This is a genomic window from Kribbella sp. VKM Ac-2569 (assembly GCF_004216905.1).
Lineage (GTDB): Bacteria > Actinomycetota > Actinomycetes > Propionibacteriales > Kribbellaceae > Kribbella.
This window is the reverse complement of the sequence record NZ_SGXJ01000007.1, coordinates 395239-409530: the sequence shown is the minus strand read 5'-3', so window position 1 is coordinate 409530 and position 14292 is coordinate 395239. Positions and strand designations below refer to the sequence as shown.

Sequence of the window (14292 nt, the reverse complement as noted above, 5' to 3'; positions counted from 1 at the left end):
CCGTCAGCCCGAAGGCGACACCGAACGTAAGAGCCAGACAGCGGGTGCTCAGGATCCAACCACCGCGTGAGCGGCAGCATCACCCTGACACTGACGCGAACGTAGCCGACCACGGCGCGGGTTCTTGCAGCAGTGGGGTGTTGTGGTGAGACTGACCCCCATGGAGGAGGGGGATCGCGCGTGGTGACGACGATCGGAGTAGTGGGACCGTCGGACCTGGTCACCTCCACCTGCCGGATCATCAAAGGACTGCGTGGCGTCGAGGTGGTCCCGCTCCGGTACCGCCGGGAGACCGACACCCCCAAGGTGATGGCCGACGCGCCGGGCAGCGTCGACGCGTGGCTGTTCACAGGCGTCGTCCCGTACCAGATCGCCGCGGCGCAGGACCTGCTGGACCGTCCGGCCGCACACGTCGAGTACACCGGCGCGACGCTGATGCGCGCCCTGGTCCAACTGCTCCGCGACGGGCACGACGTGACGTCGCTCAGCATCGACGTACTCGACGAGGCCGACGTCCGGGAGACGTTCGACGAGGTCGGACTCCCGATGCGCGGTGTCCGCGTGCTGCCGTACCGGCCCGGCCTGAGCCTCGACGAGATCGTCGCGTTCCATCACGAGGCCGGCGCGACCGTCGCGATCACCTGTCTGCGGTCGGCGTACGAGAAACTCCGGACCGAGCAGACCACGCTCCGCCTCGCCCCGTCGGTGCACTCGGTCCGTGCCGCGGTCAACAGACTGCTCCTGGTCCACGACGCTTTGCGCAGTGACGATGCGCAGATCGCGCTCGGCCTGGTGGAGATTTCTCCGGATGCAGAGAGCGCTCTCCAGCGCGAAGCCGGCTCTCTGGGCGGCAGCGTCATCCGGTACGACGACAAGCGCTGGCTCGTGATTGCGACCCGCGGACCGCTCGAACAAGCAACCGCGGCGTTCACCGAGCTCGGCATGCTGACCCGGCTGAAGGAGCAGTTTGGACCAGTCCGGATCGGGTTCGGCATCGGCGGGTCCGGGACCGAGACCGAGGCGCTGGCCCGCCGCGCGCTCGGCCGGGCGAAGACCGCCGGACGTACGGCGGCCGTCGTGTCGCTGCGCAACGACATCGATCTCGTGCTGGTCGGCGGCGCGCCGCCAAGGGCTCAGCAGCGCTCGAAACTGCAGCTGCTCGCGCAGCGCGCCGGCCTCTCGAAGGCGACGCTCGAACGGCTGCAGGAGCTTGTCCGCGCCACCCCGGAGGACGGTCTGACCACGCGCTCCGTGGCCGACTACCTCGGTATCCAGCCGCGGACTGCGCGCCGCGTCCTGAACCGCCTCGAGCGCGCCGGACTGGCGGATGCCACCGGCACCCAGCTCGGCACCGGCAGTGGCCGACCGCTTGTCGTTTATCGCGTTCATCTCTGATTAGTTCTCAACGGTTGACGTGCTGACGCACGTCCGGCTAATTTCAGCCATGACCGTAATTCGATGCGTACTGTCCCGGGAGGCCTTGTGGACAAGCGATTCGCACGGGGAATGATCGCTGCTTTGGTCAGCTGCGCAGGACTGGTGAGCGTTTCCGGACCAGCCCGCGCCACGATTCCGGTCGGGGCCGAAACTCCGACCGTCACCAGCCTCGGTCCGGCATCCGCCGTGACCTCGACCAGCGTCGCCGAGCAGGTCGGCGACCGGATCTGGACCATCACCTCCGGCGTCTCACCCGTCCAGGTCGGCGCGTTCGACCCGGTCGGCAAGACCGTCGACCGCAAGTTCTCCCTGCCGACCGGCGCCGGGGCGTGGGCCATGACCCACATCGGCACCGACCTGTACATCGGCCTCTACACACCCGGCGACGTCTACAAGGTCGACACGACCACCGGCACCGCGACCAAGGTCGCGCAGTTCGGCTCGTTCGTCTGGTCGATCGCCGCGACCCCGGACGGCAAGATCGTCGCCGGCACCTATCCCGACGGCGGGGTCCACGAGTACGACCCGGCCACGGGCGCCACCAAGTCGTACGGCGCCGCCATCGCCGGTGAGCAGTACGTCCGCAGCATCGCCGCCGACGCCACCACGATCTACGCCGGCGTCGGCACGAAGGCGCACCTGATCGCCATCGACCGCGCGACCGGCGACCGCCGCGACGTGCTGCCCGCCAAGTACGCGGACCGCACGTTCGTCGCCACCCTCGCCCTCGATGGGACGAAGCTCGCCGCGGGCCTCTCTCCCACCGGCACGATGCTCGTCTTCGACACCGCGGATCTGAGCAACCCGATCGAGGTGCAGACGCCCGGCGGCGACCAGTACGTCACCGCGATCACCCTCAGCGGTGACGACATCTACCTCGGCACCCGCCCGTCCGGAACCCTCTACCGGTACCGCGACAACGCGCTGACGCGCCTCGGTTCGCCGTACGACGGTGCCTACTTCAACCGGATCTTCGTCGAGGGTTCGACGAGCGGCACCATACGAGCCGAGCTGACAAGCCAGGTCGTCGACTTCGACGAGGCGAGTGGCACCTTCACCGGCACCGATCTCGGCCAGGCCGGTCTGCCACCCGCGCCCGAACAGGTGATGGCGCTCGCCGCCACGCCGTCGTCCGTCCTGGTCAGCGGCAAGGCCGGCGTCCAGGTCCACGATCTCGCCGCCGGCACGAGCACCCGCACGTTCCTGCCCGGCGAGGCGAAGACGATGACGCCGGTCGGAAAGGACGTGTACCTGGGCGTCTACACACTGGCTCGCCTCTGGCAGATGAAGCCCGACGGCACCGACCTGCACGAACTCGGCCAGATCGGCAACGAGCAGACCCGCCCGACCGACGCCGCGTACGACGACCGCTCACAGACGTGGCTGCTCTCCACCGAGCCCGACTACGGCAAGTACGACGGAACGCTCGTCGAACAGCACCTGGACAGCGGCGACCGCGAAGTGCACCGCGGCGTCGTACCACACCAGTCGGTCCGCTCCGTGACGACTGCCGACGGCATCGCGTTCCTCGGCGGCGCGACCCGGAACAGCCTCGGTACCGACCCGATCTTGCCCGAAGCAACCGTCGTGGCGTTCGACCTGCGCCGCAACAAGGTGCTGTGGGAGACTGCCCCGTTGTCCGGAGCGCAGACCTACAGCGATCTCGTGCTCTACCGCGGCCGACTGTATGCGACCACCGACGACGGCCGCCTCGCCGTCCTCGATCCGCAGACCGGCACGCTCGTCACGAGCGTGACGCTCGGCACCGGTCAGAGCCGGCTGACGATCGCCCGCTCCGGCCTCTACGGCACCGACAACAAGCGCGTCTTCAAGATCACGCCGAACCCCACCGGCGCCCCGACCGTGAGCACCGTGGTCGACGGCCTGGGCGCGCAGATCTACAGCTACCCGTTGATCACCACGTCGTACGACGGGAACGCGCTGTACACGATCAAGGGCCGCGATCTCGTCCGCATCGGAGGGCTCGGATGATCATCTCCCGCCGTACCGCTCTCGCCGGAGCGTTGGCGACCGGCGCGCTCACTGCACTCCCTACGACTGCCTACGCGGAGGACGGACCCATCGACGGCTCCACGCTGCCCACGTCCGGTCCCGCGGTCGTCACGGCCGCCGTTGTCGCGATGGCGGTGCACGACGGCCACGCCTACGTGATCAGCCGCGGCATCGTGCCGCCCCGCCTGACCGAGGTCGACCTGACCACCCGCCGCGTGACCAGGACGGTCGAGCTGCCGACCGGCGAAGGCGGCTGGGGAATCACGGTTGCCGCAGGCAAGGTCTACTGCGGGCTCTATCCGACTGCCGACGTCTACTGCTTCGACCCGGCCGACGGATCCGTGACCCACGTAAGAGCACTGGCCGGCCCCGGCGGCTTCGTCTGGGACATGACAACGGCCCCCGACGGCCAGGTGTTCGCAGTCAGCTACCCGAACGGCGCCGTCTGGCAGATCGATCCCGCGACGAACACAGCCACTCAGCTCGGCGCACCGGTCGCCGGGGCGCAGTACGGGCGCTACGTCGGGGCCGCGGGCAACTACGTGTACGCCGGGATCTACACGCCGTCGCAGTTGGTCGGGTACGACCGGAGTACCGGGGTCTTCCGCGACTTCACGCCCGAGGCATCCCGCGGGCAGAACTTCGGCCCGTTCGCCGACGCCGGCGACCGGATCTACGTGGGCAGCAGCCGGGCGTTGCTGAAGATGGCACTCGACGGCAGCGACGTACGGGCTGTGCCGTTGCCCGAGGGCCAGTCGAGCGTCGACGCGATCACAGTGGCCGCGGACGGCACGGCGTACCTGACCACCCGGACGTCAGGGACGGTCTGGTCGTGCGGACCGGAGGACACCAGCCTCACCGAGGTAGCGACGCCGGCGCCGTCGGACGAGCATCGCCGGCTCGTGATGCTCGACGGGAGCACGCTGCTCGGCTCGACCGGGTCCGGCGTGCTGTGGTGGCTCGACGTCGGAACAGGTGAGTTCGAGCTGCTCGATCTCGTCGACGCCGGGTTCACGCCCGCGCCGGACAAGCCGCAGTCGATCGTGATCGGCGACCCGCATGTGTACGTCGGTGGTCACTGGGTCGTCACCGAACACGCGATCGACACCGGCATCACCCGCCGGCTCCGGGTCGCCGGTGAGGCCAAGACGCTGAACTGGGTCCGTGGCGAGCTGTACTCCGCGCTGTATCCGAGCACCGAGGTGGTCCGGATCAACCCGCGGACCAAGGAGGTCCACAGCTTCGGCCAGATCCTTCACGAGCAGATCCGGCCGTGGCAGGCCGCGTACGACCCGAAGTCGAAGCTGCTGGCCATCGCGTCCGCACCAGGCACCGGGAAGCTGACCGGCGCCCTCACCCTGCTCGACATACGCACCGGCGAACTCGACGTGCACTACGGCGTTCTCCCCGACCAGGGCGTGCTGTCGGTGTCGATCGTCGACGGCATCGCGTACCTCGGCGGGGACGTGGTCGGCGGCGGTGGCATCCCGCCGACGCGCACCTCGGCGGCGATCGCGGCGTTCGACCTGTGCCGCCGCGAACTGCTCTGGACCGCCGAGCCACTCGCCGGAGAGCGCTCTATCCAGAGCGTCGCCGTTCACGAAGGGATCCTGTACGGCGTCCTGAAGCGCACCAGCGGCGGCTGGTTCACGTACGACCTGCGCACACGCGCCGTCGTCCGCGGCGCGAACAAGCTGTCCGGGTACGGCCAGATCCACACTGACCGGACCGGCGTCTACTGTGAAACGAACTTCGGCGGGAACCTGTACCAGCTGGGGCCGGGCCTCAGCACGGCGAAGCTGCTCGTGAACAAGCTGGGCGACGGGTGGTACACCGTGCCGCAACTGACCCCGGTCCCCGGCGCCGAGCACTCCGTCTGGGGTCTCGCCGACCGCGATCTCGTCCAGTTGCCGTTGCCGTAAGCAAATACCGGAGGATTGCTCGATGGAGAACAGTCAGCTCGCCCGCGACGGTGGTACGCCGGTGCGCACGGACCCGCTGCCGTCGGTGATGAACGCCAGCGGCCGGCGCTTCGGCGACGACGAGATCAAGGCGGTCGAGCGGGTGCTGCGCAGCGGCATGCTCTCGGCGACTTGGGGAACGGAGGTTCCCGCGCTCGAGCTGGAGTTCGCGTCCCTGCTCGGCGCCGGGCACGCGGTCGCCTGCAGTTCGGGAACGGCGGCGCTGCACCTGGCGGTCGCCGCTGTGAACCCGGATCCCGGCGACGAGATCATCACCACGCCCATCAGCGACATGGGCACAGTGTTCCCGATCATGATGCAGAACGCCGTTCCGGTGTTCGCGGACGTCGACCCGATCACGGGAAACCTGACGCCCGAGACCGTGGCGGCCGCGATCACACCGCGCACGAAGGCCGTGATCGTCGTGCACCTGTTCGGAAAGCCTGCCGCCGTCCGGGAGTTGCGCGAGCTCTGTGACCAGCACGGGATCCTGCTGATCGAGGACTGCGCGCAGGCGTATCTCGCGCCGGTCGGCGACACGTTCGCCGGCCGGATCGGGCACATCGGCTGCTTCAGCCTGCAGCAGACCAAGCACATCAGCGCCGGCGACGGCGGTCTCGCGGTCACCGACGACGCGCAGCACGCCCGCCGGATGCGGCTGTTCGCCGACAAGGGCTGGCCGCGGGACACCGACGAGCGGACCTATCTGTTCCTCGCACTCAACTACCGCATGACCGAACTCGTCGCCTCGGTCACGCGAGCGCAGCTCAACCGGCTACGCGGCGTCGTACAAGATCGTCGTACGGCGGCACTCCGGGCGACGGCCGGGATCGCCGACCTGGCCGGAGTCACGCCTCCGCCTGACGGGCAGAACCACGTGTACTGGCAGTACCCACTGATCATCTCCGAGGCGGCCGGCGACATGCGCGAATGGGCCGCGGCGCTGACCGCCGAGGGCGTCCCGGCGAACGGCGGGTACCTGACCAGCCCGCTGTACGCCGCACCTGCCGTCCGCGAGCGGATCACGTACGGTCAGTCCGGGTTCCCGCTGCAGGACGTCTCGTACCCGGCCGGCCTGTGCCCGAACGCCGAGGAACTCATCGACCGCAAGCTGCTCGTCCTCGGCTGGAACGAGAACTACACCGAATCCGACGTCGACGACATCGTCACCGCAATCCGCAAGGTCCACCAAGCCCTGTCCCGGAAGGCATCATGACCGATACTCCCCTGCTGCTCGACTGCGACATTCTGGTCGGGCACGACGTGACGACGGGGCGCTGGGGGCGACCCGAGAACGTCGCGAAGGTCTTCGCGGAGAGCGGTATCTCGGGCGGAGTCGTATCCGGGCTGCGGGCGGTGCACTTCGACGTACCGTCCGGGAACGACGAGGCGCGGCAGGTTGCTGATGGCAACGGCTGGACGACGTGCCCGGTGCTCGACCTGCGTGATCCGCTCGGCGCGGAGAAAGAACTGGAGCGTCAGCTGGCCAGTGACATGCCGCCGCGGGCGATCCGGCTGGCGCCGACCGCGCAGAGCGTCGAGCCGACGTACCCTTCCTTCGAGCACGTCGCGCAACTGCTCGTCGACGCCGGGCTGACGATCTTCGTCGAGGGCGACGTTCGCAAGGTCGGCCCGGCGCTGCGCGGGCTCGGCGCGCGCGTGGTGTTCCTCGACACGCACTTCTACTACCTCGGCGACTTCGTGCTGCTGGCCCGGTCCGAGCCCGGGTTCCACACGTCGACCCGGATGCTCACCGGACCGGACTCGCTGGAGATCGTGGCCGCGGAGGTCGGCGCCGAGCGGCTCGTGCTCGGCTGCCGGACGCCGTTCCACGAGACCCGCTCAGTGATCCGACGGTTGCTCTCGTCCAAGCTCAGCCCGGACGAGATCGCCCAGGCCGGAAGCCGCAGTCTCACGACCCTGCTGGAGCCCGCATGCTGATCGACGTACATGCCCACTGGGGACCGTGGTTCTTCTCGATGGACGTCGCGAGCATCGACACCAACATCGACGGCCTCGACCGGTTCGGCATCGACCTCCAACTGGTCTCCGCGATCGAGGCCATCGTGTACGACGCTCCGCTCGGCAACCGCTCTCTCGCGAAGCAACTCCCGGCCGATCCGCGGCTGCGCGGGATGATCGTCGTCGACCCGCGCCGCCTCGACGAGGCCCGAACCGATCTCGACGAGCTGCTCGCCGGGGACGGGCGGACGCGGTGGGTCGGCGCCAAGATCCACACCGAGTACAGCCGGACGCCGATGACCTCGCCCGCGATGCAGGCCGCGATCGAGCTCACGACCGAGTACGGGCTGCCCACTCTCGTCCACACCTGGGGCGACACCGTCGTCGATCTCGCCGACGTCGCCGCCCGGGTCCCGGGGGCGCAGGTGCTCGCCGGTCACATGGGCGCGAACGGCTGGCCCCGGGTCCCCGAGGCGGCGGACCGCTGCGACCGGATCTGGTTCGAGCCGTGCTGGTCCGCACCCGAGGCCAACCGGATCCGCTGGATCCTGGACCGGATCGACCCCGGCCGGATGATGTTCGGCACCGACGCCACGCTCATCGACCCCTCGATCGCGCTCGGCGCTCTCGAGGCCGCCGACCTCACCCCCGACGAACACGACGCCGTGACCCACCGCAACGCCATCGCCCTCTTCAGCCTCTGACTCCGCCGGCGACGAACACCAGGATGTCGTGTTCGGGGCCGCGGACCTCGGGCTCCTGCCAGCCGAGATGGCGGTAGAACGCAATCGCGTCGTGGTTCTGGTTCCACGCGAGGAGCCACGCGCGGTGGTTGTCGCGCGTGGCGCTCTCGAGGAGACGCCGGGCCAGGCCGGTACCGCGAGCGTGCTGGCGTACGCCGAGTTCGTCCACCTCATACGCGCCGATCAGCAGCTCCTCGACCTGCTCGCTGCCGATCCGGTCGAGGACGCTCCCGTACGACCGGTCGGTCCGGAACGGCGCCGGCGTCGTCCACCCGGTCAGGAACCCGGCGATCCGCCCGTCCTCCGACCGCTCGATCCACGCCTGGAACCCGTCCCGCTCCGCGTCGGTCTCGAGCCGTTTCCGGAACGCGGTCCCGGTCTCCTCGGGATCGCGGTGCTCGAACGGCGGCGCCGTGAACACCTCGACGTACGCCGTGGTCAGTTCGTCCGCGATCTCCAGAATGTCCCGCCCATGCGTCTGCACCGCTCCAACCTATCGATGGAGCGGTCCGACCTGCTGGTGTTGCTGCTGGTGCCTCAGGCTCAGTTGGTCGCCGCCGACTGGAGATCCGAGGGAGCGCCCTCCGAGCCGCCCGCCGGTGCCCCGGCAGCGGACCTCGTAGCGGCGCTCGTGCCGGGCGGGCCCGGCGTCGCCGCGATCGTCTCCAGTTCGGCGCGGAACTGCGGAAGCATCCAGCGCAGCGGCTGGTCCAGAACCCGTGCGATGGCCGCCTCGTCGACCTTCAGCAGGCCGCCGATCCGGGCGAGCGCGTCCGGCTCGTCGGTGGCGGCGTACAGCAGATGGACGACCTCGTGCCGGTGCGCGAACACGGCGAGCGCCGCGGCCGCGAGGCCGGCGTCGATCTCAGGCGGACTCGTGATTTCCCCGTTGACTGTCACGTCATCCTCAACCCGTCAGGAGGCCGATCGGTTACGTGTCAGTCTTTACAGTTGCCCAAATCTCGAAGGCGCATTGTCAACTCCCTAGCGGAACGGGACGGTGAGCCAAGGGCTCTGCTCGTAGCTGAGGAGACGCTCGTGGATGTCGCGGGCGTCGGTGTACCAGCTGCCGAAGCTGTCTTCGTCGAAGTGGAGGCAGCGGCCGAGCAGGTAGCCGACGCCGAACTCCTCCCATGAGGTGTAGCGGCGCTGGGCCTCCTGGCTGAGCTCGCGGAGGGCATCGAACATCTCGGCCTGGGTGCAGAAGCGGGTGCTCCGGCCCCAGCGGGCCATCGCGGAGGCGCGGCCCAGGTCCCACGCGGCGGTTGAGCGTACGGAGCCGCCGGCGGGGAGCAGTCGGTCTTCGCGGAAGCGATCCTCGTAGTGGAGGATCCGGGTGATCAGGTGGCCGCGGGCCGCTACGACCGCATCGAGCCGGGGGTCCGCGCCCGGATGAGCGGGAGCGCCGGACTGCGCAACGTACTGGCGGAACGCTGACTCGTCGTACTGGCGCCACTGGGCGGCGTCGGCCGGTCCACCGACGTGGTCGGCCAGCAGGTTACGGGTGTGCAGTACGTCGTCCCAGGAGGACGAGCCGACGTCGCGGTCGAGCAGGCGCCGCTCGATCTGCAACCAATCGTCGCGGACCTTGACGTCCCACCACTTCTCCACCAGCGCGAGCTCCGCGCTGTAGCCGTTGCCATGGTGCTCCGTGGTGTTCCAGGCGTAGCCGTTCGTGGCGCAGAGCTGCGCGCCGCAGGCCAGGCCGTGCAGGAGAGAGCCGGGCTCGGTGGCGTTGCTCTGACGGGTGATGATGCGGCCCGAGAAATAGCCCGGCTCCCAGTACTCGTCATGCAGCTGGAGCATCATCCGGAGCATCTTGTCGCCGAGTTGCAAGGCGTTCTGACACGGCGTCTCCGGGTTGACCAGCAGGACGTCGACGTCGCTGAGCATCTCGACCAGGCCGCGCAGCGTGGTGAACTCGTACACAACCTTCGGATGTGGGCGAGGCAGCACGTCCACGGTGTAGACGGACAGCGCCCGTAGTCCGTCGCTCAACTCGGCGATGATCGGCTGCCGCTTCGCCGGATCCTGGTCGGCGTGTGTGATCGCCACGAGGTGGTAGACACCGGCGGTCGCGAGAATCGACAGGTAACCGGAGGCGTCCGGGTCGTCCTTGTCCCGGTAGAGAAGTCTCTCGACCGGCGTCGGCGGTACCCAGTGGCCGTCCGGCGGCTCTTCGATCTTCGGGATCACCTCGTCGTGGTCATCCGCATCGCCGACGGTATACCCGAGATCGACCAGGTCGTTGACGACGTCGAAGTCGTCGAAGGAGCCGGGGCTGATGTCCCTCCTGAACATCTCGCAAAGATATGTGGTGCAGCAGGTCAGCTGGGCAGCCAGGACACCTTGCCGAGCAGGTACGTCGCCCCGATCAGGGCGGCCGTGTCGATCAGGGTGTGCGCGACGACGAGCGGCATGATGCGGCCCCACCGCCGGTACAGGTAGGTGAAGATCACGCCCATGATCACGTTTCCCGCGAACCCGCCGAGCCCCTGGTAGAGGTGGTACGAACCGCGCAGCAACGAGCTGGTCACGGTTGCCCGGCGTACCGACCAGCCGAGTTGGTCGAGCCGGTGGTTCAGGTACCCGAGCACGATGACTTCCTCGAGTACGGCGTTCTGCGCGGAGACCGCGATCAGGATCGGGATCCGCCACCAGTCGTCGGGCAGCTGCGACGGATCCACGGTCAGGTTCACGCCAGTCGAGTGTGCACCGATGTAGAACAGCAGCCCCGCTCCCCCGACGGCGGCCGCGATCGACGTACCGCGGCCGAGGTCGCGCATCCTGTCCCGCAGGTCGAACCCGATCGTCCGGAACGACTCCTTGCCCCGCGCGAGCAGGTGACCGACCAACGCGACAGGTACCAGGGCGGTGACCACCGCGAAGACCTGCCACGCCAGATCCAGCCACGGCCGGCCCGGCGCGCGCGAACCGACGATCACAGCGGTCTGCCCGCTGATCGGCTTCGCCGACGTCAGCACACCCGTGAACGAGATGATCGCCGCCACCCCGGACGCTCCGAGCGACAGCGCCAGCACCAGCCAGATCTCCCGCGAGAGCACCGACCGACTGACGCCAGAATCGACGGCCTCTGCCGGTGGGGACGGGTTGTCGGCGGGGGTCGTCATGGTTCAACTATCCCGCGTGGGACCACCCAGCAGGTCGAGCAGGTGGCTGAAGAGGTCGCCGGTGTCGGCCTGCAGTTCGTACTGCGACTGCACCTGGAGACCGTCGGAGAGCGCGATCAGCAGGGTCGCGATCGTTTCTGGGTCCGCCGATGCATTGAGGGTCCCGTCGGCCTGACGTGCGCGGACCGCATCGGCGAGGGCCGCGCGAATCCCGGCGTACCGCTCCACGAAGTACTCGTGAGAACCGTGTTCCGGGTCGCCGGCCTCGGCGGAGAACGTCGAGTACAACTGCACAAGGCCCGGCACCGACCCGTTGTGACGGACGATCGCCGTCAGATTGTCGATCGAATCGCCGGTCTCGAACCGGGCTGTGTCGGCCTCGTCACGGGCTCGCAGCACCGCCTCGAACAGCTGCTCCTTCGAGCCGAAGTAGTGCAGCATCCCGGCCTCGCTGAGCCCGGCCGCGGCGGCCAGCTCGCGCGTCGATGTCTTCCGGTACCCGTGCCGCGCGATCACCTCCAGCGCGGCCCGCAGGATCTCGGCGCGCTTGGCGACGCCCTTCGCGTACGGACCCCGGGAATTAGCCATGTTCAAAACCTAGCATCACTTGGTTTTCGCACGTACAGTCGTCGCCATGAACTTCGACGACCTGCTCGGCCGGCTCTCCCTCGAGGAGAAGGTCCGGATCCTCACCGGCCAGGATTTCTGGTCCACGCACCCGCTGCCCGCGATCGGGCTGCGTTCGATGGTGCTGTCCGACGGCCCGAGCGGCGTGCGGGGCGCGGTCTGGGACGAGCGCGACCCGTCGCTGAATCTCCCGTCGGCAACCGCTCTCTCGTCGTCCTGGGATGTCGGCATCGCCCATCGGTACGGCGTGGTGTCGGCGCTCGAGGCCCGCCGGAAGAACGTCGACGTGGTGCTCGGCCCGACGATCAACCTGCACCGTTCCCCGCTCGGTGGCCGGCACTTCGAGGCGTTCAGCGAGGACCCGGTCCTGACCGCGGACCTGGCCGCGGCGTACGTCGCCGGCGTGCAGGAGCTCGGCGTCGGCGCCACCCCGAAGCACTACGTGGCGAACGACTTCGAGACCGACCGCTTCACCGCGAACGTCGTGGTCGACGAGCGCACGCTGCGCGAGGTGTACCTGCTGGCCTTCGAGAAAGCGGTCACCGAGTCGAAGGCGTGGCTGGTGATGAGCGCCTACAACTCGATCAACGGCGCGACCGCGTCGGAGAACGACCTGCTCGAGACCCCGCTCAACACCGACTGGGGCTTCGACGGTGTAGTCGTCAGCGACTGGACCGCCGTACGCAGCCTGGAGAGCGCCAAGCACTCGCAGGACCTGGCGATGCCCGGTCCGGTCGGGGCCTGGGGTGATGCGCTCGTCGAGGCCGTCCGGTCCGGTGAGATCAAGGAGGACGCGATCGACCGCAAGGTCCGTCGCCTGCTCGCCCTCGCGGCCCGCGTCGGCGCCCTCGAAGGCTTCGAGAAGCCGGCCGACCCGCCGCAGGTCGACGGCGTCGCCTTCGCCCGTACGGCGGCTGCGGAAGGCACCGTCCTGCTCCGCAACGAGGGAGCGCTCCCCTGGCGTTCCGACGAATTGACGAAGGTCGTGGTCATCGGCCACAACGCCCGCGACGCGCGGACACAGGGCGGCGGGAGCGCGACGGTCATCCCAGAGAGCGTTGTCTCGCCACTCTCCGGACTGCGCTTGGCGCTCCCGAACGCAGAGATCACGTACTCCATCGGCGCGGTCGTCCAGGAAGGTGTCGCCGAGCTCCCGCCGGCCACGATGACCAACCCGCAGTCCGGCGAACCTGGCGCCCGCGTACGGTTCCTCGCCGCCGACGGGTCCGACCTGTTCGCCGAAGACCGTTTCTCCAGCGCGCTCGTGTACCTCGGCGGCAACGCGCCGATCGGCGAGTCGGCGGTCTTCGAGTTCCGCACCACCTGGACGCCGAGTGAGTCCGGCGCGATCCAACTCGGCTTCGCGTCGGTCGGCCGCGGCCGGATCTTTGCCGACGGCAAGCTCCTCCGCGAGGACGCCGCGGTCCCGGTCGGCAACGACCTGGGCGCCGCGCTGCTCTCCCCGCCGTCGATCTCCACGCCGCTCGAGGTCACCGCCGGAACGCCGATCGACGTACGCGTCGAGCTCGACCTGCCCAAGGTCGAGGGCGGCCTGAGCAACGCGCTGAGCATCACGGTCGGTGTCGAACCGAGCAACGACGATCCGCAGGCCCTGATCGACGAGGCCGTCGCCGCGGCCCGGGACGCCGACGTGGCGCTGGTTGTCGTCGGCACCAACTCGAAGGTCGAGTCCGAGGGGTACGACCGGACCTCGCTCGCGCTCCCGGGCCGGCAGGACGATCTGGTTCGCGCGGTCGCGGCCGCGAACCCGCGAACGGTCGTGGTCGTGAACGCGGGATCCCCGGTCCTCCTCCCCTGGCGAGACGACGTCGCCGCGGTACTGGCGACGTACTTCGGCGGCCAGCAGTACGGGGACGCGCTCTCCGACGTTCTCCTCGGCCGGACCGAGCCGGGCGGTCGCCTCCCGACCACCTGGCCGCGTGAGCAGGAGGACGTCCCGGTCATCAACGTGACCCCGGAAGACGGCGTCGTGCGGTACGACGAGGGCATCCACATCGGGTACCGCGCCTGGCTCAAGGCGGGCACCGAGCCGGCGTACGAGTTCGGTCACGGTCTCGGGTACACCACCTGGGAGCTCTCGAACCTGCGCGCGAACGACCCGTCGTCCGTCGCGCTGACCGTGCGCAACACCGGCGACCGCGCCGGCAAGCACGTCGTCCAGGTGTACGTGGAACGCTCGGAGAGCGCTCTCGACCGTCCCGTCCGCTGGCTCGCCGGTTTCGCCGTCGTACGCCTAGACGCGGGTCAGGCCCGCGAGATCACGGTCAGCCTGCACGCACATGCCTTCGAGCACTGGGACAACGAATGGGCGACGGAGCCCGGTGCCTTCACGATCCGAGCCGGCTCGTCGGTTTCGGACCTACCGCTCTCCACGGAGCTCGAGGTCCGTTAGCTGCC

12 protein-coding genes are annotated in these 14292 nt (G+C 69.1%); 7 read left to right on the top strand and 5 right to left on the bottom strand.

What is annotated here, in order from left to right:
• Nucleotides 1–180: 180 nt before the first annotated feature.
• The 6 genes from EV649_RS38155 to EV649_RS38130 all read left to right on the top strand — a co-directional run bounded on the left by EV649_RS38155 (nucleotide 181) and on the right by EV649_RS38130 (nucleotide 8077).
• On the top strand, nucleotides 181–1395 hold the full coding sequence (locus EV649_RS38155) for a helix-turn-helix domain-containing protein (protein ID WP_130388568.1): 1215 nt from the start codon (nucleotides 181–183) through the stop codon (nucleotides 1393–1395).
• A gap of 144 nt (nucleotides 1396–1539) precedes the next feature.
• Nucleotides 1540–3429, top strand: coding sequence for a PQQ-binding-like beta-propeller repeat protein (locus tag EV649_RS38150; protein ID WP_157996391.1), 1890 nt, complete (start codon nucleotides 1540–1542; stop codon nucleotides 3427–3429).
• Entirely contained in the window at nucleotides 3426–5372 is a 1947-nt protein-coding gene (locus EV649_RS38145) for a PQQ-binding-like beta-propeller repeat protein (RefSeq protein WP_130388566.1), read from the top strand. The genes EV649_RS38150 and EV649_RS38145 overlap by 4 nt, the downstream gene beginning before the upstream one ends.
• Before the next feature lie 22 nt (nucleotides 5373–5394).
• On the top strand, nucleotides 5395–6627 hold the full coding sequence (locus EV649_RS38140) for a DegT/DnrJ/EryC1/StrS family aminotransferase (RefSeq protein ID WP_130388565.1): 1233 nt from the start codon (nucleotides 5395–5397) through the stop codon (nucleotides 6625–6627).
• Complete coding sequence (locus tag EV649_RS38135; RefSeq protein WP_130388564.1) at nucleotides 6624–7352, top strand: hypothetical protein; 729 nt, start codon at nucleotides 6624–6626, stop codon at nucleotides 7350–7352. The genes EV649_RS38140 and EV649_RS38135 overlap by 4 nt, the downstream gene beginning before the upstream one ends.
• Nucleotides 7346–8077 (top strand): amidohydrolase family protein, encoded by a 732-nt coding sequence (locus EV649_RS38130; protein WP_130388563.1) that lies wholly within the window; start codon nucleotides 7346–7348, stop codon nucleotides 8075–8077. The genes EV649_RS38135 and EV649_RS38130 overlap by 7 nt, the downstream gene beginning before the upstream one ends.
• Here EV649_RS38130 and EV649_RS38125 read toward each other — a convergent pair.
• The 5 genes from EV649_RS38125 to EV649_RS38105 all read right to left on the bottom strand — a co-directional run bounded on the left by EV649_RS38125 (nucleotide 8067) and on the right by EV649_RS38105 (nucleotide 11835).
• Nucleotides 8067–8600, bottom strand: coding sequence for a GNAT family N-acetyltransferase (locus EV649_RS38125; protein ID WP_130388562.1), 534 nt, complete (start codon nucleotides 8598–8600; stop codon nucleotides 8067–8069). The two genes, EV649_RS38130 and EV649_RS38125, sit on opposite strands and share 11 nt — an antisense overlap.
• A 59-nt stretch (nucleotides 8601–8659) precedes the next feature.
• Nucleotides 8660–9016, bottom strand: coding sequence for a hypothetical protein (locus EV649_RS38120; RefSeq protein WP_130388561.1), 357 nt, complete (start codon nucleotides 9014–9016; stop codon nucleotides 8660–8662).
• Between the two features lie 84 nt (nucleotides 9017–9100).
• Nucleotides 9101–10417, bottom strand: a complete 1317-nt coding sequence (locus EV649_RS38115) for a DUF1266 domain-containing protein (protein ID WP_130388560.1) — start codon at nucleotides 10415–10417, stop codon at nucleotides 9101–9103.
• Between the two features lie 26 nt (nucleotides 10418–10443).
• Nucleotides 10444–11247 carry a type II CAAX endopeptidase family protein gene (locus EV649_RS38110; RefSeq protein ID WP_130388559.1) on the bottom strand — a complete coding sequence of 268 codons (804 nt, stop codon included), beginning with the start codon at nucleotides 11245–11247 and terminating at the stop codon, nucleotides 10444–10446.
• Between the two features lie 3 nt (nucleotides 11248–11250).
• Nucleotides 11251–11835 (bottom strand): TetR/AcrR family transcriptional regulator, encoded by a 585-nt coding sequence (locus EV649_RS38105; RefSeq protein WP_130388558.1) that lies wholly within the window; start codon nucleotides 11833–11835, stop codon nucleotides 11251–11253.
• Nucleotides 11836–11881: 46 nt separating this feature from the next.
• Here EV649_RS38105 and EV649_RS38100 point away from each other — a divergent pair, with 46 nt between their 5' ends.
• On the top strand, nucleotides 11882–14287 hold the full coding sequence (locus EV649_RS38100) for a glycoside hydrolase family 3 C-terminal domain-containing protein (protein WP_130388557.1): 2406 nt from the start codon (nucleotides 11882–11884) through the stop codon (nucleotides 14285–14287).
• Nucleotides 14288–14292 lie beyond the last annotated feature (5 nt).

Coding starts and splice junctions, on each gene's coding strand:
- EV649_RS38110 (WP_130388559.1), bottom strand. CDS start 11,247: ATGACGACCCCCGCCGACAACCCGTCCCCACCGGCAGAGGCCGTCGAT.
- EV649_RS38130 (WP_130388563.1), top strand. CDS start 7,346: ATGCTGATCGACGTACATGCCCACTGGGGACCGTGGTTCTTCTCGATG.
- EV649_RS38105 (WP_130388558.1), bottom strand. CDS start 11,835: ATGGCTAATTCCCGGGGTCCGTACGCGAAGGGCGTCGCCAAGCGCGCC.
- EV649_RS38140 (WP_130388565.1), top strand. CDS start 5,395: ATGGAGAACAGTCAGCTCGCCCGCGACGGTGGTACGCCGGTGCGCACG.
- EV649_RS38145 (WP_130388566.1), top strand. CDS start 3,426: ATGATCATCTCCCGCCGTACCGCTCTCGCCGGAGCGTTGGCGACCGGC.
- EV649_RS38135 (WP_130388564.1), top strand. CDS start 6,624: ATGACCGATACTCCCCTGCTGCTCGACTGCGACATTCTGGTCGGGCAC.
- EV649_RS38100 (WP_130388557.1), top strand. CDS start 11,882: ATGAACTTCGACGACCTGCTCGGCCGGCTCTCCCTCGAGGAGAAGGTC.
- EV649_RS38115 (WP_130388560.1), bottom strand. CDS start 10,417: ATGTTCAGGAGGGACATCAGCCCCGGCTCCTTCGACGACTTCGACGTC.